Annotated in this window: 17 protein-coding genes; 5 read left to right on the top strand and 12 right to left on the bottom strand. The window is 59.7% G+C overall.

Annotated features, from left to right (window positions below; genetic code table 11):
• Nucleotides 1-118: 118 nt before the first annotated feature.
• Together AC07VR_RS27665 and AC07VR_RS27660 are read right to left on the bottom strand one after the other, a co-directional pair.
• The gene (locus AC07VR_RS27665) at nt 119-1,072 is read right to left on the bottom strand and encodes an alpha/beta hydrolase (RefSeq protein ID WP_495013144.1); all 954 of its coding nucleotides are present in this window, start codon (nt 1,070-1,072) and stop codon (nt 119-121) included.
• Nucleotides 1,073-1,090: 18 nt separating this feature from the next.
• On the bottom strand, nt 1,091-2,038 hold the full coding sequence (locus AC07VR_RS27660) for a choline ABC transporter substrate-binding protein (protein ID WP_495013143.1): 948 nt from the start codon (nt 2,036-2,038) through the stop codon (nt 1,091-1,093).
• A gap of 306 nt (nt 2,039-2,344) precedes the next feature.
• Here AC07VR_RS27660 and AC07VR_RS27655 point away from each other — a divergent pair, with 306 nt between their 5' ends.
• On the top strand, nt 2,345-4,051 hold the full coding sequence (locus AC07VR_RS27655; protein WP_495013142.1) for a fibronectin type III domain-containing protein: 1,707 nt from the start codon (nt 2,345-2,347) through the stop codon (nt 4,049-4,051).
• A gap of 54 nt (nt 4,052-4,105) precedes the next feature.
• Here AC07VR_RS27655 and AC07VR_RS27650 read toward each other — a convergent pair whose 3' ends face one another.
• From AC07VR_RS27650 to AC07VR_RS27640, 3 genes are all read right to left on the bottom strand, one after another.
• Nucleotides 4,106-4,747 carry a DUF1345 domain-containing protein gene (locus tag AC07VR_RS27650; RefSeq protein ID WP_494991340.1) on the bottom strand — a complete coding sequence of 214 codons (642 nt, stop codon included), beginning with the start codon at nt 4,745-4,747 and terminating at the stop codon, nt 4,106-4,108.
• A 213-nt stretch (nt 4,748-4,960) separates the two neighbouring features.
• On the bottom strand, nt 4,961-8,059 hold the full coding sequence (locus AC07VR_RS27645; protein ID WP_495013141.1) for a multidrug efflux RND transporter permease subunit: 3,099 nt from the start codon (nt 8,057-8,059) through the stop codon (nt 4,961-4,963).
• Nucleotides 8,060-8,088: 29 nt separating this feature from the next.
• Complete coding sequence (locus tag AC07VR_RS27640) at nt 8,089-9,246, bottom strand: efflux RND transporter periplasmic adaptor subunit (protein WP_495013140.1); 1,158 nt, start codon at nt 9,244-9,246, stop codon at nt 8,089-8,091.
• A 250-nt stretch (nt 9,247-9,496) separates the two neighbouring features.
• On the opposite strand from AC07VR_RS27640, the gene AC07VR_RS27635 reads away from it, so the two are divergent.
• Nucleotides 9,497-10,198 carry a response regulator gene (locus AC07VR_RS27635; protein ID WP_494991343.1) on the top strand — a complete coding sequence of 234 codons (702 nt, stop codon included), beginning with the start codon at nt 9,497-9,499 and terminating at the stop codon, nt 10,196-10,198.
• A 4-nt stretch (nt 10,199-10,202) separates the two neighbouring features.
• A complete protein-coding gene (locus tag AC07VR_RS27630) occupies nt 10,203-11,504 on the top strand; it encodes an ATP-binding protein (RefSeq protein WP_495013139.1) in 1,302 nt (433 codons plus the stop codon).
• Nucleotides 11,505-11,657: 153 nt separating this feature from the next.
• Here the strand turns inward: AC07VR_RS27630 and pncA are convergent, their stop codons facing one another.
• The 4 genes from pncA to AC07VR_RS27610 form a co-directional block, all read right to left on the bottom strand.
• Nucleotides 11,658-12,335, bottom strand: coding sequence for a bifunctional nicotinamidase/pyrazinamidase (pncA, locus tag AC07VR_RS27625; protein WP_495013138.1), 678 nt, complete (start codon nt 12,333-12,335; stop codon nt 11,658-11,660).
• Between the two features lie 49 nt (nt 12,336-12,384).
• The gene (locus tag AC07VR_RS27620) at nt 12,385-13,161 is read right to left on the bottom strand and encodes an anti-sigma factor family protein (RefSeq protein ID WP_495013137.1); all 777 of its coding nucleotides are present in this window, start codon (nt 13,159-13,161) and stop codon (nt 12,385-12,387) included.
• Nucleotides 13,158-13,655 carry an RNA polymerase sigma factor gene (locus AC07VR_RS27615; protein ID WP_495013157.1) on the bottom strand — a complete coding sequence of 166 codons (498 nt, stop codon included), beginning with the start codon at nt 13,653-13,655 and terminating at the stop codon, nt 13,158-13,160. Before AC07VR_RS27615 ends, AC07VR_RS27620 begins: the two co-directional genes overlap by 4 nt.
• 62 nt (nt 13,656-13,717) lie before the next feature.
• On the bottom strand, nt 13,718-14,260 hold the full coding sequence (locus tag AC07VR_RS27610) for a tetratricopeptide repeat protein (RefSeq protein ID WP_495013136.1): 543 nt from the start codon (nt 14,258-14,260) through the stop codon (nt 13,718-13,720).
• 351 nt (nt 14,261-14,611) lie between these two features.
• Here AC07VR_RS27610 and AC07VR_RS27605 point away from each other — a divergent pair, with 351 nt between their 5' ends.
• Both AC07VR_RS27605 and nudC read left to right on the top strand, forming a co-directional pair.
• Nucleotides 14,612-15,424 (top strand): crotonase/enoyl-CoA hydratase family protein, encoded by an 813-nt coding sequence (locus AC07VR_RS27605; protein ID WP_495013135.1) that lies wholly within the window; start codon nt 14,612-14,614, stop codon nt 15,422-15,424.
• Between the two features lie 6 nt (nt 15,425-15,430).
• Entirely contained in the window at nt 15,431-16,261 is an 831-nt protein-coding gene (gene nudC / locus AC07VR_RS27600) for an NAD(+) diphosphatase (RefSeq protein ID WP_494991349.1), read from the top strand.
• Here the strand turns inward: nudC and AC07VR_RS27595 are convergent.
• From AC07VR_RS27595 to AC07VR_RS27585, 3 genes are all read right to left on the bottom strand, one after another.
• Nucleotides 16,229-17,008, bottom strand: coding sequence for a TSUP family transporter (locus AC07VR_RS27595; RefSeq protein WP_494991350.1), 780 nt, complete (start codon nt 17,006-17,008; stop codon nt 16,229-16,231). The genes nudC and AC07VR_RS27595 overlap by 33 nt on opposite strands.
• A gap of 277 nt (nt 17,009-17,285) precedes the next feature.
• On the bottom strand, nt 17,286-17,765 hold the full coding sequence (locus AC07VR_RS27590; RefSeq protein WP_495013134.1) for a nuclear transport factor 2 family protein: 480 nt from the start codon (nt 17,763-17,765) through the stop codon (nt 17,286-17,288).
• Nucleotides 17,766-17,820: 55 nt separating this feature from the next.
• On the bottom strand, nt 17,821-18,384 hold the full coding sequence (locus AC07VR_RS27585) for a TetR/AcrR family transcriptional regulator (RefSeq protein ID WP_495013133.1): 564 nt from the start codon (nt 18,382-18,384) through the stop codon (nt 17,821-17,823).
• Nucleotides 18,385-18,476: the final 92 nt, after the last annotated feature.

Here is an 18,476-nt window from a genome sequence, read left to right as displayed (position 1 = left end):
CGACGCTCGATTGCTCGCGATATGGCCGTTAACGATGACGCGTGTTTTCTGAATAAACGCGCCGCCCTTGAGTCCATCGTCGGAACGCCGCCCGGACCAATCGAGCGTCGACCGGCTGTTACAACAAAGCCTCCCCGCCACAATGGGTTCCAGGAAACCCGCGTAAATACTCGAACAGTGCCTCGTAAAGCTCATCAACTTCAACGGCAAGACCACGCGCCCGCAAGCAGCCATGGACCAGCCCCTGACCTTGATAAAGCAAGGCGGGCGTGTTGGCCGCGTTCAGCCGATCACTGAAACATACGCCGTCATCGCGTAATGGATCGAACTGCGCCACTGCGATAAACGCTGGTGGCAGACGGCTGAAGTCGTTTGCCAGTAACGGCATGGCATAGGGCGAACGCTGCGTTGGACCCGGTAAATACAGCGCGTGATAGCCATCCAGATCGTTGGTGCTGAGTAACGGCGCATCGGCGCATTCACTGCGTGACGGCAAACTCGCATCGCCGCCCAGCCCTGGATAGATCAGCACCTGCGCAGCAGGTAACGGCTCATGGGCGTCTCGTAACGCCAGGCACAACGCGGCAGCGAGATTGCCACCGGCGCTGTCTCCAACCACAACGCGCCGTTCAAGGTCCAGTTGAAACGGGCAACCATCACTGTCCAGCGCTCGCCACACCGCCAGACAATCGTTAAAGGCTGCCGGGAACGGATGCTCTGGAGCCAGCCGATAATCCACCGCCAGCACCAGCACCTGAAGTCGGGCTGCCAGTTCGGCGGTGATGAAGTCGTGGGAGTCCAGGTCACCGACGACCCAGCCGCCGCCGTGCACGTAGACGATGCACGGCCAGCCGCCGGCCGGCATCGCAGTGGTCGGGCAGTAAGCGCGCACCGGTACGTCATTCAAACGCAATTCCGTCACGGCCAACCCCGCAGGCCGGGGCGGGGTGAACGCCCGGCACATGCGGCTATAAGCTTCACGTAGGCCTTTAAAACTGCTATCCAGGCTATTGAAACTCAAGGTTTTCTCGACGAACTCAAGAAGTTCGGGAGAGAGCGGGTATTCGGTCATACGGCACTCGGTTGGGCATCAAGGTTTCAGACTGGCCTGTACGGTAGCGACGCCATCCTTGCCATCCACGCTGGTCACACCCGCCAGCCAGCGTTGCAGATCCTCCGGGTGCTCGCGCAGCCATTGCTTGGCCACATCTTGAGGCGCCTTGCGGGCCATGATCGGCACCATCAACTGGCTTTCCTGCGCGGCGGTAAAGGTCAGGTTTTCCAGCAGGCGGTTGACGTTCGGGCAACGCTGGGCGTAGTCCGGTGCGGTCACGGTGGAGACCGTCGCGGCGCCTTCGTTGGGGCCATAGACGTCCTCGCTGCCGGTCAGATAGGTCATCTTCATGTTGATGTTCATCGGATGCGGAGTCCAGCCGACGAACACCACGAACTCCTTGTGATTCACTGCCCGCTGGACGGCGGCAAGCATCCCGGCTTCACCGGACTCGATCAGTTTGAAGCCACCGAGGCCAAAGTGATTGGTTTCGATCATGGTCTTGATGGTGGTATTGGCGCCACTGCCGGGCTCGATGCCGTAGATCTTGCCGCCCAATTGGTCTTTGAATTTGGCGATATCGGCGAAGGTTTTCAGCCCGGCCGCTGCAACGTATTCGGGGACCGCCAGGGTGGCCTGGGCATCGGCCAGGCTGGGTTTGTCCATGACCTTGAGCTGATTGGCGGCGACAAAGGGTGCGATGTTCTGATCCATCGCCGGTTTCCAGTAACCGAGGAAGATGTCCAGCCGCTTGTCACGAATACCGGCGAAGACGATTTGCTGCACGGCGCTGGTCTGCTTGCTGTCGTAGCCAAGACCGGTTAGCAAGACGTCAGCCATGCCGCTGGTGGCGATCACGTCCGTCCAGTTGACCACGCCCATGCGCACGGTTTTGCAGGACGGCGCTTCGTTGGCCATAACGCTGGTGGTTAGCAGTGCGGTACCGGAGAGAATCAACAGACAACGGTTGAACAGTCTTTTCATGTGAGAAGTCTCGCTCGGCAGGTCGTTTATTGTGGGTTCGGCGTCTTTATGCACCGTGCCATCACCTTACGCAGCACGTCAGGCGCCAAAGCGCTCTGCGGCGACTGGATTTTGCACTGTGGCGACACTGATTACCCGTGCAGTTAGCCGATGGACGGAACCCACGGTCTAGAACCAGGAGACCGGGCATAGAACACCCCGGAACGCAACTAGCAGATCTGTTAGTGGCGTCGAAAGTATCAATGGCCTGTAATTACCCTATACGCGACTCCTCGCCAGGAGCGCCATTCACAGTGGAGTAGTGAAATGAATCCGGACGACGAAGCGAAGCTCTATCTTCAGTACTCGACTGCAGTTGACGCGAATGGTGAATCGGCACCATTACTGGCCACGGTTACATTCGATCCAGACTCGACACAACCACGCAATCTACGCAACCCGGGGAGAAGTTCTTCCGAGGCCTGGCTAACATGGGATGCTCCCAGCGATTCGTCGGGTCTGCGTGATTACGAAATCACCTGTCCGGGTAGGGGAACTGTTCAAACCACTGCGCGTGAACACATTGCCGGTAACTTGATACCTGAAGTTGCATATCAGTTTAAGGTTCAGCCGCGCAGAACTGCGGGTATGCCTCCTGCGCTCTCGCAGTCGATCACTGTCGTAACCCACGATTTAACCCCCCCGAATAAACCGAAAGCGCTCAGGCTCACAACGCTGACGCCCGATAGTGCATCGCTGAGTTGGACTGCATCAACCAGCAACGGCGTCCGTTACAGAGTTTATCTCAATGGATCCCTCGTCGGGGAGATCGACCAACTCCATTTCACTTTGGCGCACCTGCAAGATCATACTGACTTTCACGTTAAAGTTCGTGCAGTTAATACCTCTGGCATCATGTCGAGCGCCGCCTCTCTCAGGTTCAACACCTTGTTGCGTGCACCGACAAACCTGAGGTTCAGCCATCTCAACGGGTTCTGCAGGCTGGCCTGGGATCCGAGTTTCGGGAAGTATCCGACTCATGTGGTCTCCATCAATGGCAAAGTGTTCACCACTGGCCGAGGCCGTGTAGGTTACAACTTCAAGCTGGCCGATCTATCGCCTGGTCCTGCCCCACATCGCTTCAACTTTGCGGTTTATGCTCGACTTGATGATTCCATCTCGAAAACGACCGAACTGGAGAGGACGCTGACTGACGATGTACCTCCGAGTAAACCCGGCGCCCCCATTGTCAGCGATATCACAGACACTTCGGCGAGACTGACCTGGGAGCCGTCGAGCGATAATGTAGGGGTGACTGGTTATAAAGTTTTCTTGAATAGTCTTCCTGGTTTATTTTTTGTCCCGGATGCTCACCACACTCTCAATAGGTTGACCAGCGGTGCCTACTACTATGTTTTCGTGCGCGCGCGGGACAAAGATGGAAACCTTTCTGCTCCCAGCGGAATCACAGTGTTCAAAACCACCGGGCAGGCGCCAAAACCTCCACCCTCTGCACCAAAAGAAGTACGTATCACGCCCCTGACATCTACTTCAGCCAAACTGGAGTGGTCATTCGTGGAGGAGGAAGCTGTTACGACGGGCGCAAGAATCATGATCAATGACGAGCACTATGTAGATGTGCTTTTTATGGCCGCAATTACGTTGTCCAAGCTGATCCCTGACGTTGAATACTCAATCAAAGTGCGTGCCTTTGACTATTATGGGCAGTTATCCGAACCGGCCACTCTTGTCTATGAACCCAAGGACGTCACGCCGCCCAGTGTCCCGGAAAACTTGCGTGAAATTGCTTCGACATTCGATTCAGTGACACTGGCCTGGGAGGAGTCAACGGACGACGTCAGTATGTGTGGCTATGTCATCTACAATAATCACGAATATTTCGACAGCACACCGCTTGCCCACTACACCGCCGTCGGTTTGTTTCCCGGTTCGTACTCATTTGAGGTTTGTGCTTTGGATGCTTTCGGGAATGCTTCCGAGCCGGCTTCAATAGTCGTTGAAATCAAAAGCTGACTTTCCGGGGGCGTCTTCCTGCAGTTCCGTGATCGAAGAACTGCAGGCGCTCTTTCACCCAAACAACCCCGCCGCAATATTGATCGAGAAACCCAATATCGCGGTGTTGAACAAAAAGCCGATCAGCGACTGCGCCAGGACGATCTTGCGCAGCCCCCGCGTAGCGATCCCGACGTCCGAGGTTTGCACCGCGACGCCGATGGTGAAGGAGAAATACAGGAAGTCCCAGTAGTTGGGGTTCACCAGGCCCTCGGCAAAGCGCAGGGCCGGTTCCTTGCCGCCCCAGGTGTAATAAAGCCGGGCGTAATGCACGCTGAAAATGACCCCGATCAGCAGCCATGAGCCGATCACCGTCAACCCGGTAAAGCCGTAGCGCAAGAGTTTGTGGGTGGTGTCCAGGTCTTTGCTGCCGGCCAGTTCGAAGGTAATAGCCGCGAGGCTGGCAATCGCTGCGATGCACACCAGCAACAGCACCAGCCCGGCATTTTCGTCTTCGACCTCGGCGATCCGTTTCACGTCATCGGCCCGTGAACGCACGGTGAGCCAGAACATCAGCGCCAGGTAAGTCCAGACCCCGGCGTTCCAGCCAAAGAGGGTTTTGCTGATAACCGAATCGGCGGGAGCCAGAATGCTGACCACCACACCCAGCAGGGCAGCGGCGGTCAAACGAGGATGGGTGCGGACCAGGTGCGGCATGGTTGTTCTCTGCGGCGGGGCTTTGACGAACCTTAGCATGTGGCTGAATAGAGAATCCTGTAGCAGCTGCCGAAGGCTGCGTTCGGCTCGGTCCGCGCTCGGGCGAAGCAGTCGTAAAAGGTGCGACCGAGATCCTCCTGAAAGACCCCGATCACCGATTTGCGACCGCTGCGCGCTCGAACGCAGGCTTCGCCAGCTGCTACAAAAAGCGGCTCAATCCGCCTTATGCCGCTTCTTCACAAGCTTCATCACCACCACAAAAAACACTGGCACGAACACCACCGCCAGGGTCGCGGTGATCATCCCGCCGATGACTCCGGTGCCGATGGCTTGCTGGCTGGCGGAACTTGCGCCTGTAGCAATCGCCAGTGGCACCACGCCGAGGATAAACGCCAGGGAGGTCATGACAATGGGGCGCAGACGCAGGCGTGCGGCTTGTACCGTGGCGTCGATCAGGTCGTGGCCTTCGTCATACAGGCTCTTGGCGAACTCGATGATCAGGATCGCGTTCTTCGCCGACAGACCGATGATGGTGATCAGCCCGACTTTGAAGAACACGTCGTTGGGCATTCCACGCACAGTCACCGCCAGCACCGCACCGAGCACTCCCAAAGGCACCACCAGCAACACCGAGGTGGGAATCGACCAACTCTCGTACAGCGCCGCCAGGCACAGGAACACAATCAGCAACGACAGTCCGAGCAGGATCGGTGCCTGGGCGCCGGAAAGGCGCTCCTGCAACGACAATCCGGTCCATTCCTGGCCCAGGCCCGCGGGCAGTTGCGCCACCAGCCGCTGGATTTCTGCCATGGCCTCACCGGTGCTGTGACCCGGTGCCGGCTCCCCGGAAATGCTGATGGCCGGATAACCGTTGTAGCGCGTCAACTGCGCCGGGCCCTGAGTCCAGTTGGCCTGGACGAAGGCCGACAACGGCACCATTTTTTCGGCGCTGTTACGCACGTGGATGTTCAGCAAGTCCGCCACCTGACTGCGTTGATCGCCTTCAGCTTGCACCACCACCCGTTGCATCCGGCCCTGATTGGGGAAGTCATTGATATAAGCCGAACCCACTGCGGTGGACAGCACATTGCCAATATCGGCAAAGGAGATACCCAAGGCGTTGGCCTGCTTGCGGTCGACTTCCAGTTGCACTTGCGGCGCTTCAGCGAAGGCGCTTTCCCGGACGTTGGCCAGAATCGGGCTTTTCTCGGCCGCAGCCAGCAGTTCGGTACGCGCTTGCATCAGCGCGGCATGGCCGACGCCGCCACGGTCTTGCAGACGGAACTCGAAACCGCTGGAGGTACCGAGACCGTCCACTGGCGGCGGCAGCACCGCGTAAGCCACCGCGTCCTTGACCTGGCTGAGGGCGATGTTGGCCCGGTCAGCGATTGAGGCGGCCGAGTCGTCGCTGCCACGTTGCGACCAGTCCTTGAGCGTGGTGAAGGCCAGCGCTGCGTTCTGCCCGCTGCCAGAGAAGCTGAAACCGAGGATCACCGTGCTGTCGCCCACTCCGGGCTCGGTGGCGTTGTGCGCTTCGATCTGCTCCACCACCTGCACCGTGCGGTTCTTGCTGGCTCCGGGTGGCAACTGGATGTCGGTGATGGTGTAACCCTGGTCTTCCACCGGCAGGAACGAGGAGGGCAGGCGACTGAAACACAGCCCCAGGCCGATCAACAGCACGCCGTAGATCAACAGAAAACGACCGCTACGTTTGAGCGCGTAGACCACCGTGCGTTGATAGCCGTCGCTCAGTTGCTCGAAGCGTCGGTTGAACCCACCGAAGAACCCGCCCCTGGCGTGATGTTCACCCTTGGCGATCGGCTTGAGCAACGTGGCGCACAACGCCGGGGTCAAGGTCAGGGCGAGGAACGCCGAGAACAGAATCGAGGTGGCCATCGACAGTGAGAACTGTTGGTAGATCACCCCCACCGAGCCCTGCATGAACGCCATCGGGATAAACACCGCCACCAGCACCAGGGTGATGCCGATGATTGCGCCGGTGATCTGCTTCATCGCCTTGCGCGTTGCCTCTTTGGGCGACAGGCCCTCGGTGGCCATGATCCGCTCGACGTTCTCTACCACCACGATGGCGTCGTCCACCAGGATGCCGATGGCCAGTACCATGCCGAACATGGTCAGCACGTTGATCGAGAATCCCAGCGCCAGCATGGTCGCAAAGGTACCCATCAGCGCCACCGGCACCACCAGCGTCGGGATCAGCGTGTAGCGGATGTTTTGCAGGAACACAAACATCACCGCAAACACCAGCAACATCGCTTCGCCCAAGGTGTAGATCACTTTGGTGATCGAGACTTTGACGAACGGGGACGTGTCATAGGGGATCTTGTACTCCACGCCGAGCGGGAAATACCGTGCCAGTTCGTCCATCTTCGCCCGCACCAGCGTCGCGGTGCTCAAGGCGTTGGCACCCGGCGACAGCTGCACGCTGACAGCGGTCGACGGCTTGCCGTTAAGGCGGGTGGAGAATTGGTATTCCTGGCTGCCGACCTCGACCCGGGCAACGTCGCCGATACGCACGGTCGAACCGTCGGGATTGGCCCGCAGCACGATGTCGGCGAACTCTTCGGGCGTCGACAACTGGCCTTTGACCAGCACCGTCGCGGTGATTTCCTGAGTCGAACGGGTCGGCAAGTCACCGATGCTTCCGGCCGAGACCTGGGCGTTCTGCGCGGCAATCGCGGCGCTGACATCGGCCGGGGTCAGGTTGAAGCCAATCAGCTTCTGTGGATTGATCCATATTCGCATGGCCCGCTCGGCACCATACAGCTGCGCTTTACCGACGCCATCCAGGCGGCGGATCTCGTTCATCACGTTGCGCGCCAGGTAGTCGCTGAGTGCCACATTGTCGAGCTTGCCGTCACTGGAGGTCAGGGTGATCAACAGCAGGAAGCCGGCCGAAACTTTTTCGACCTGCAAGCCCTGCTGGGTGACCGATTGCGGCAGGCGCGGCTCCACCGCTTTAAGGCGGTTTTGCACGTCGACCTGGGCCATCTCCGGGTTGGTGCCGGGCTGAAAAGTCGCGGTGATGGTGGCGCTGCCCAGGCTGCTCTGGGACTCGAAGTACAGCAAATGGTCAGCGCCGTTGAGCTCCTGCTCGATCAGGCTGACCACGCTTTCGTCCACCGTTTGCGCCGATGCGCCGGGGTAGGTGGCGTGGATTTCGACTTTCGGCGGCGCGACGTTGGGGTACTGCGCCACCGGCAATTGCGGAATGGCCAGGGCGCCGGCCAGCAGGATAAACAACGCGACCACCCAGGCGAATATCGGGCGGTCGATAAAGAATTGCGGCATGGGAGGTGCGTCCTGGGGGCTGTTGCTAGCTACTGGCCAGAAACCTGGGCGAGTGGAAGAGGGGTGTCGTCGATCTGCACTTTCTCGCCGGGGCGAGCATGTTGCAGGCCTTCGATGACAATGCGGTCGCCCGGTTTCAGGCCGTTGGTGACAATCCAGCGATCCTTCTGCTCCTGACCAAGCTGCACCGGTTGCTGACTGACCCGCTGCCCGGCGTCCACCAGCAGCACCTGAGCGATACCGGCGCTGTCACGCAGGATGGCCCGTTGCGGCACACTGATGCCTTGTGGGTTGACCGCTTGCTCCAGACGTACGCGGATGAAGCTGCCCGGCAGCAGATCGAGGTCCGGATTGGGGAACTCGCTGCGCAGGATGATCTGGCCGGTGCTCGGGTTGACGCTGATGTCGGCAAACAGCAATTTGCCCGGCAGCGGGTAAAGGCTGCCGTCGTCCTGAATCAAGGTGGCGCGGGCCTGATCCTGCCCGACCTGTTGCAACTGCCCGGCGCGGAAGGCGCGGCGCAGGTCGTTCAGCTCACGGGTCGACTGGGTCAGATCGGCGTGGATCGGGTCCAGTTGCTGGATCAGCGCCAATGGTGTGGTTTCGTTCTGCCCGACCAGTGCGCCCTCAGTGACCAGTGCCCGGCCAATGCGCCCGGAAATCGGCGCGGTGACCGTGGCGTAGCCCAGGTTCAGTCTGGCCCGTTGTACCGCGGCCTGATTGGCCGCTACATCGGCAGCCGTCTGCCGGACGCTGGCTCGGGCGTTGTCATAATCCTGGCCGCTGATGGCGTTGCCTTCGACCAGCTGGCTGTAACGCTGCTCCTGCAAGCGTGCCTGGAACGCATTGGCCTCGGCCTTGCGCAGGCTGGCCAGGGCGCTGTCGAGGTCGGCCTTGAACGGCGCCGGGTCGATGCGAAACAGCACGTCGCCTTTGTTGACGTCGGAACCTTCACGGAACGTGCGTTGCAGCACGACGCCGGCCACCCGTGCCCGCACTTCGGCAATCCGCGGCGCGGCGATCCGTCCGCTCAGTTCGCTGCTGATAGACAGTGGCTGCGCCTGGAGGGTCTCGATCCGGACCGTGGCCAGCGGTGGTTGTTCTTTGGCGGTGGAGGACTTGTCACAAGCGCTCAGCGTCAATGCCAATGCAATCAGGCCAAGCTTTGCAAACAGGTTCTTTGACATGTGAATACCCCAATAATGACTCAGGCATGCTACGGGGAGTCGTCGGGGGTAGCGGTGAAGCTTTGTAGGTGCTCTGTGAAATTGTGTGAAGGTTTTGCTCGCGGGTGCGCCAGGGCGTATATCCTTTGCGACCGCTTCGCGGTCGATCGCGGGCAAGCCTCGCTCCTACGGTTTTGCACCGTTCCTGTAGGAGCGAGGCTTGCCCGCGAAGACGGACTAACAGTCACCACAGCACTTTCTGGAAACACCCATGCCCAACATCCTCCTGGTCGAAGACGACACCACGCTCTGCGAACTGATCGCCAGCTACCTGGAACGCAATGGCTATCAGGTCAGTGTGATCAGCCGCGGCGACCAGGTGCGTGAGCGTGCGCGAGTCAATCCACCGGATCTGGTGATCCTCGACCTGATGCTGCCAGGGCTCGACGGGCTGCAAGTCTGCCGCTTGCTGCGGGCCGATTCGGCGACGTTGCCGATTCTGATGCTGACCGCCCGCGACGACAGCCACGATCAGGTGCTGGGCCTGGAAATGGGTGCCGACGATTACGTCACCAAGCCCTGCGAGCCGCGTGTGCTGCTGGCGCGGGTGCGGACCTTGCTGCGGCGCAGCAGTCTCAGCGAGCCGCAAACGGCCAGCGACCGTATTTTGATGGGCAACCTGTGCATCGATTTGTCGGAACGCAGCGTGACCTGGCGTGAGCAACTGGTGGAGCTGTCCAGCGGCGAGTACAACCTGCTGGTGGTGCTGGCCCGACATGCCGGTGAAGTCCTGAGCCGCGATCAGATCCTGCAACGTCTACGTGGCATCGAGTTCAACGGCACCGACCGCTCGGTGGACGTGGCCATCTCCAAGCTGCGGCGCAAGTTCGACGATCACGCCGGTGAAGCACGCAAAATCAAAACGGTGTGGGGCAAGGGTTACTTGTTCAGTCGTTCCGAGTGGGAATGCTGAGCCGATGCTGAGAACGCTGATTCGGTTGTACCTGATCACCATCGTCACCTTCAGCGCGGCGATTTACCTGATCCCGGACCTGGTGATCAAGGTTTTCCATGAGCGCTTTGTGAACTACAACCTGGACCAGTCCCGCGGTCTGCAAAACCTGATCGTCAAACAGTTTCACGCAGTGCCGGCCGAGCAATGGCAGGCGTTGGCAACCGAAATGGATCAGCAGTTCCGGCCGTTGCAGGTGGCGTTGGTGCGCAACGACGACCCTGACTTCAGCGCCTACGAAACCGAGCGTTTGCAGCGTGGCGAGAAAGTGGTCCGTCTGGGCGATTGGGGCTGGCGCACGTTGACCGTAGCGCCACTGGATGAGCAGAGGGTGGTCAAGCTGATCGTTCCGCCGGACCCATTGGACGTCAACTTGCTGTACTGGAGCATGAACGTGCTGATCGTCGCAGCGTTGCTGGCCTGCCTGCTGTTCTGGCTACGTGCGCACTGGCGTGATCTGGAACGTTTGAGTGGCACCGCCGAGCGCTTCGGCAAGGGCCATTTGAGCGAGCGCACGCAAATCCTGGCCAGCTCCAATATCGGTAACCTGGCCAATGTGTTCGACACCATGGCCGGTGATATTGAAAACCTGCTCAACCAGCAACGCGATCTGCTCAACGCCGTGTCCCATGAACTGCGCACGCCGCTGACCCGGCTCGACTTTGGCCTGGCGCTGGCGCTTTCCGACGACTTGCCGGCGGCCAGCCGCGAGCGCTTGCAGGGGTTGGTAGCGCATATCCGCGAGCTGGATGAGCTGGTGCTGGAGCTGCTGTCCTACAGCCGCCTGCAAAATCCGGCGCAGGTGCCTGAACAGGTGGAGGTGTCCCTCGATGAGTTCATCGACAGCATTCTGGGTAGCGTCGATGAGGAGCAGGAGTCCCCGGACATCGTGATCGATGTCCTGCTGCATGGCATGCTTGAGCGCTTTACCCTCGACCCGCGGTTGACCGCTCGGGCGATCCAGAATTTGTTGCGCAATGCCATGCGCTATTGCGAGCGGCGAATTCAGGTGGGGGTTGAGGTATGCCCCAAAGGCTGCAAAATCTGGGTCGACGACGACGGCATCGGCATTCCCGACGGCGAGCGCGAACGGATCTTTGAACCCTTCTATCGACTGGACCGCAGCCGCGACCGCGCCACCGGAGGCTTTGGCCTGGGCCTGGCCATCAGCCGCCGGGCGCTGGAAGCCCAAGGCGGCACCCTAACGGCCGAGACTTCACCGCTGGGCGGGGCGCGATTCAGGTTGTGGTTGCCGGTGCTGGAGTGAACAACCTTAATCCAGTGCCGGGTTACTGATCGTTCCCACGCTCCGCGTGGTAACGCATCCAGTGACGCTCTGCGTCACAGCCGGACGGAAGTGTCCAAGGTGGCATTCTTTTACTGCGCGTGGGAACGATCAAGACCTTGACCCCAGGATCTCTCACAAAAACGCCGTCGCACTCTCCACATCGTTCGCGGTGATCAACCGCACGCCCGCCGTTTGCATCCGTTGCGTGGCAGCGGCCAGTGAGCCGTCCCTGTCAATTGCTCTGCAGGCATCCACCACTACAAAGGCGTTGAACCCGGCCGCTCGCGCATCGAGTGCCGAATACATCACACAAAAATCCAGCGCCAGTCCGACCATATAGACCGTGTCGATCCCGCGCGCTTTCAGATAACCGGCCAGTCCGGTGGTGGTTGTGCGATCGGCTTCGACAAAGGCCGAATAGCTGTCGATGTCAGGGTTGCAGCCTTTGCGGATGATCAGTTGCGCGTGGGGCAGATTCAAGTCGGCGTGAAGCTCGGCACCGTGGCTGGCTTGCAGACAGTGATCAGGCCAGAGCGTTTGCGCACCGTAAGGCAGCTGAACACTGTCGTAAGGCTTGCACCCCGGGTGGCTGGAGGCGAACGAGGCATGTCCGGCCGGGTGCCAGTCCTGAGCGATGACCACTTGTTTGAAGTGGCTGGCAATGCGATTGATCAGCGCAACAATCACATCCCCTTCAGGCACCGCCAGTTGGCCGCCGGGAATAAAGTCGTTCTGCACGTCGATGACCAACAGCACACTGCGATTGCGGGGTGTACCGAGTGATTTCCATTGAACCGAGGTGGTTGTCATGCCGGGATCCTCCCTGGAAGTAAGATGCCAAGCATAGTGCCAACTGTGATCAAGCGCTGAATCGGCTTCTAAATAGCTGCGCCATGGCCTCAAGCTCCGCTGTCGGGTTATGGCCGATGACCATGTAGGAGTGATCGGTTTCGGACCAGTAGACGATATTCATCCCGCGTCGTTGCTCTTGCGCGGGAGGGCGAGTGCCGTTTTTTGAGCGGGTGATGCACAGCGCCAACGGACCGTGGATCGGGTCCAGGTATGTGATCTGGGCAATCGGCACACCATCGTATTGGAGTAACTGCGCGCGTTTGAGTACAGGTCGCGGTAGCACCAGTTGTGCCGGTTCCAGTGCCAGTCCCAGGCGCTGGTCGATGGTTTTTAACTGTGCGCGTTGAGACGCTTCGTCGTCGGGGAGGTTGTCCAGGGTTTGCGGGGTGTAGAGAGCCATGTAGTCAGCCACCAATCCACGCCAGTTGGTTTCAACCTTGGGCGTGGATCCGAGAAGCAGCCGATCGGCCGCGATGCCTGCAACCAGAAAACCTGCCGCAACCGCGATGAAATGGCGTCGGCTCAACGCAGCGCTGGTCACCGGCGACGGCAAGATGTTGAGTATTGCGGCCAGCCGGTCCCGGGGCGCCTGATCGAGTAAATCCGCATAGACGCTCTGGAAGGGCAGATCACTGCGCGACAGCCACTCAAGACGCTGTTCCAGGGTTTCGTCATTAGACAGTGCAAAATCGACCCGGTCCCGGTCCTCGGCACTCAGCTGACCGTCGAGGTAGGCCACCAGCAGTTCATCCGATGGTCCTTGTTGCGAGCGCTGGTCAGTCATCGCCGTTCTCCTGTCGAGGTGGTGGGCACTGAGTGCAGGGGCGGATGCTCGGCCAGCTTCAAACGAGCGGCAGCCAGACGGCTCATGACGGTGCCGATGGGGACCGCGAGGACCTCGGCGACTTCCCGGTAAGACAGACCCTCGACATAGGCCAGAAACACCGTTTCGCGCTGCGCCTCAGGCAAGGCATCGACGCGTTTGATCACTTGTGCGGCCAGCACGTGGGTCTGCGCTGCGTGTTCACCATCGAACGAAAAGACGCTGTCCGCTTCGACGAACCCCAGACCCTGGCGCACCCGCAGCGCGCGGACCTCGTTGAGCCAGATCGAATGCAGGATGCTCAGCAACCAACGATCCATGCGCGTGCCCGGCACAAACTGCCCGGCACGTTCCAGCGCCCGCAAACAGGTGGCCTGCACCAGGTCTTCAGCCACGTGCCGTTGCCGAGACAACACCAGGCCATAGCGCCATAAACGCGCCAGATGCTGGCCCAGCTCTGCTCGTATTGTCTGATCGCCGGCGATAGCGGCCTCCGTTATTGTTGTTGGAAGGTTTTTCAGGTTTTCGACGAGTCGGCGATGGCTTCGGCCAGGTCCTTGTATTCCTCGCAGGTGGTGCTGCAAATCGACTTGATGCTCTGCAACTGCTCATGCGCCAGATCCAGCCGGCCTTTGATCACATAGGCCTCGCCGAGGTATTCACGCACTTGCGCATAGTGCGGATCGAGTTTGACCGATTGCAAATAGTAGCCAATGCCTTCGTCGGTACGCCCCAGTTTGCGCGTGGCGTAGCCGCGGTAGTTCAGGGCTTTGGCGGTGTTCGGCTGTTTGAGGGTGTCGAGCAGGGCGAGGGCTTCTTCATAGCGACCGTCCCTGGCCAGACGGAACGCATAATCGGTGCGGTCTGCATCCGGGGTCAGGCTACTTTGCTGGTCCACACAACCTTTGCTGCGAGTGTCCCAGACCTTGCCTTTCGGGCAGTTGGGTTTGGCCGGGGCGGATTCATCGCCATGGGCCATTACCAGTGAGCTGGATAACGCCGCTGCCAGACAACCGGCGAGCAGCAGCGGGGTGGTGAAAATAGCGAGGCGGGTGTTCATCAGCGATGCTCCGATCGGTGGGATACAGGTATTGAAGAACCTACAGAGAGAACACCTGACGGTGGTTAATTATTCATGCCTGCCTGAATATCGGTGCATATCTCCGTAGCAGCTGGCGAAGCCTGCGTTCGAGCGCGCAGCGGTCGTAGTTCGGTTATCGCGGTTAGCCTGGAGAAATACAGAGTCTGATTCTACGACCGCTGCGCGGCCGAACGCAGGCTTCGCCAGCTGCTACAGGGGGCCGTACAGGCCCGAGAGTCCCGCATTTGGCCGATGCGCTGCCTTACTGCCAACCGCGATGGCTTGTTATAGTCTGGCCCTCATTTTCCATCCCCGGTAAGGATTACTGTCATGTCCGAATACCAAGCCTTTCGCGTCGAACTGGCGGACAACATCGCCCATGTGCAGATAAATCGTCCGGAAAAGATCAACTCGATGAATGCGCTGTTCTGGACCGAGATCATCGAGATTTTCCAGTGGATCGATGACACTGATGAAGTCCGGGTGGTGGTGCTCAGCGGCGCGGGTAAGCACTTTTCGTCCGGTATCGACCTGATGATGCTGGCTTCGGTGGCCAACGAACTGGGCAAGGACGTCGGCCGTAACGCGCGACTGCTGCGGCGCAAGATCCTGCAACTGCAAGCCTCTTTCAATGCCGTCGACAACTGCCGCAAACCGGTGCTGGCAGCGATTCAGGGCTATTGCCTGGGCGGTGCCATCGATCTGATCGCGGCTTGCGATATGCGTTACGCTGCCGAAGACGCGCAGTTCTCGATCAAGGAAATCGACATGGGCATGGCTGCCGATGTTGGCACTTTGCAACGGTTGCCGCGAATCATTGGTGACGGCATGCTTCGTGAACTGGCTTACACGGGACGTACCATCGGTGCCGAAGAAGCGCGTAGCATTGGCCTGGTCAACCGCAGCTACCCTGATGCGGTCAGCCTGCTCGACGGCGTGATGGGCATCGCCCGGGAAATTGCCGCCAAGTCGCCGATTGCGATTGCCGGGACCAAAGAGATGATCAGTTACATGCGCGATCACAGCATCAACGACGGACTGGAATACATCGCGACCTGGAACGCCGCCATGCTGCAATCCGCTGATCTACGCTTGGCCATGGCCGCGCAAATGAGCAAGCAGAAACCCGAATTTCTGGATTGATAAAAAATGACTTTACGCTGGACCACCGCAGTACTCGATACCGACGTTCCCGGCGGCTGGGCCGTGGCCCGCAGCAGCGACGGGTTTTTGTTCGATGACAACGGCGCGCTGTTCCCGCGCGAATGGCTGAAACGTCAGGAGCTGTCGATTCTGGCAGAACATGGCATTGGCCATCTGGACGGCGAACCGGTTTACCTGCTGGAGCTCAAAAGCGCCTCCGAGGTGCCGGGTTGCCGCTGGCAAGGTCTGCGGGCGTTCATGCTCGAGGGGGATCACACCGTCTACAAAGTGCTGGGTTATGCCGCGCAAATTGGCACCTGGGCACGCGAACATCGCTTTTGTGGCAACTGCGGTCAGGCGATGCAGCAACTTCCACGCGAGCGGGCGATGTACTGCGAGCCATGCGACCTGCGGCATTACCCGCGGATTTCACCGAGCATGATCGTGCTGATCACCCGCGGCGATGAGGTGTTGCTGGCCCGCTCGCCACGCTTTGTCCCCGGGGTCTACAGCACTCTGGCCGGGTTCGCCGAGCCTGGGGAGTCGGCCGAGGATTGCCTGATTCGTGAAGTGCGCGAAGAGGTGCAGATCGAGGTCAAGAACATCCAGTACGTCGGTAGCCAGTGCTGGCCGTTCCCGCACTCGATGATGCTCGGTTTCCATGCCGAGTACGCCGGCGGTGAAATCGTGCCCCAGGAAGACGAGATCGAAGATGCGCAGTGGTTCAACATTCACGCGCTGCCGCCGTTGCCGGCGTCACGCTCGATTGCCCGCTACCTTATCGATCTCTACGTGGCGCGCCGTTTAGGCCATGCTGAACCAGTGTTGCCAGGCTAGGCGCACGGTCAAGCCCAGCACCACGGTGATGAACACCGGGCGAATGAACTTCGCACCGCCGCTGATGGCGGTGCGCGCGCCGAAGAACGCCCCAACCATTACCGAGATGCCCATGCTCAGGCCGATGATCCAGTCCACCTGACCGGAAAACAGGAACACCGACAGCGCCGCGATGTTGCTGACGAAGTTCATGCTGCGCGCCACGCCACTGGCCTTGACCAGGTCGATGGGGTACAGCAGCAGGCTGCTGACAGTCCAGAACGCACCAGTGCCGGGGCCGGCCACGCCGTCGTAGAAACCCAGGCCGAAGCCTTGGGTCGACTGCCACTTCTTTTTGATCGGCGCGTCGCTGTCCAGCGGCGCTTTCGGCGTGCCGCCAAACAGCAGGTACACACCACAGGCGAAGACGATCACCGGCAGCATCTTGTTCAGCCACTCGGCCGGCATGTAATGCGCAACAATTGCGCCAACCAGGGCCCCCACCAACGTTCCGACAACCGCGTGCATCCATTGGCGCGGGTGGAACAGTTTGCGCCGGTAGAACGTGAAACTGGCGGTGGCCGAGCCGAAGGTGGAACTGAGCTTGTTGGTGCCCAGCACCAGGTGCGGGGGCAAACCGGCGGTGAGCAAGGCCGGGGTGGTGAGCAAGCCGCCACCGCCGGCGATGGCATCGATAAAACCGGCGATGAAGGCAACAAGGACAAGGATGGCGAGGGTGACGAGGTCTACGCTGAGTTCGAAAGGCATGGGATCGACTTATTCGGCGGGGCGCAGAAGAGGCTGCGCGAAAGGCCGGTATCTTACCCCTATGTTTCACTTCCAGCGACCGTCGTAGAGCATTCGCGGGCAAAGTCCGCACTCACAGGTCGTGCGCGGACCATGTAGGAGCAGCCGGTCGACGCTCGATTGCTCGCGATGGACTCAAGGGCGACGCGTTCATTCAGAAAGCACGCGTTATCGTTAACGTCCATCGCGAGCAAGCTCGCTCCTACAAGGGGGCAGGTAAGCCACAGGAAGTGGCTGCTTACAGCCCCAAATCAGACAACCCCGGATGCTCATCCGGGCGACGACCCAGTGGCCAGTGGAACTTGCGGTCGCTTTCCTTGATCGGCATGTCGTTGATGCTGGCGTGCCGGTTGGACATCAGCCCGTGTTCGTCGAACTCCCAGTTTTCATTGCCATAGGAGCGGTACCAGTTGCCGGAGTCGTCGTGCCATTCATAGGCGTAACGCACGGCAATGCGGTTATCGGTAAAGGCCCAGAGTTCCTTGATCAGCCGGTAGTCGAGCTCCCTGGCCCATTTGCGGGTCAGGAAGCCTTTGGCTTCTTCGCGGTTGCTGGCGAACTCGGCGCGGTTACGCCATTTAGTGTCCAGGGTATACGCCAGGGACACCCGTTGTGGATCTCGGGAGTTCCAGCCGTCTTCGGCCAGGCGAATCTTTTCGATGGCCGACTCACGGGTGAAAGGTGGAAGTGGCGGACGAACTTCAGCGTTAGATGACATTTAAAGTCTCCAGAGAAAGATAAAGTTCAAGCAGGTGCTGTCTTGTTTAAAACAATCACAGGTCCAATAACTTTCGCGCCATGCATTGCGCATTATCGGCGGCACTCTGATCGCCCATGACAAGAGCAACGGTAATGGCGCCATCGATCAGGATAAGCAGCTGTCTGGCCTGCTCCTGCGGGTCTTGCACGCCATGTTCTCTACAGAGCTTGCACAGGTAGTCGAGCAGCTTCTGTTTATGTTCTCTGGCCACCAGGCGCACCGGGCTCTGCGGGTCGCCGGTTTCGCCGCTGGTGTTGATGAACGCGCAGCCGCGAAAGCCTTCGCTGGCAAACCAGCCCTTGAGTACGGTGAACAGATTGAGCAGGCGCGCCCCCGGCGTCGGGGCCTTGTCGACCTCGGTCCGGAACCAGTGCATCCAGCGTTCATCACGGCGCTGCAAGGCGGCGACGGTGAGCTCGTCCTTGTTCGCAAAGTAGCGATAAATGCTCTTTCTGGAGACACCGGCGGTTTTCACCAGAAGATCCATGCCGGTGGCAGCGATGCCACTTTTGTAGATCAGCTTTTCGGTGACATCCAGAATGATGTCGCGCGTTTCGTTACTAGTGATTTCGTTCATGCGGCCAACAGTAGAACGATCGTTCTTCTTAGTCAATAGGTTATTTTATCAGCGATGATCGTTCCCACGCTCCCGCGTGGGAATGCAGCCTG

The organism is Pseudomonas sp. GW821-FHT02H09 (genome assembly GCF_059421425.1).
The sequence above is the reverse complement of the archived record's forward strand: the minus strand, read 5'-3'. Positions and strand labels throughout refer to the sequence as shown.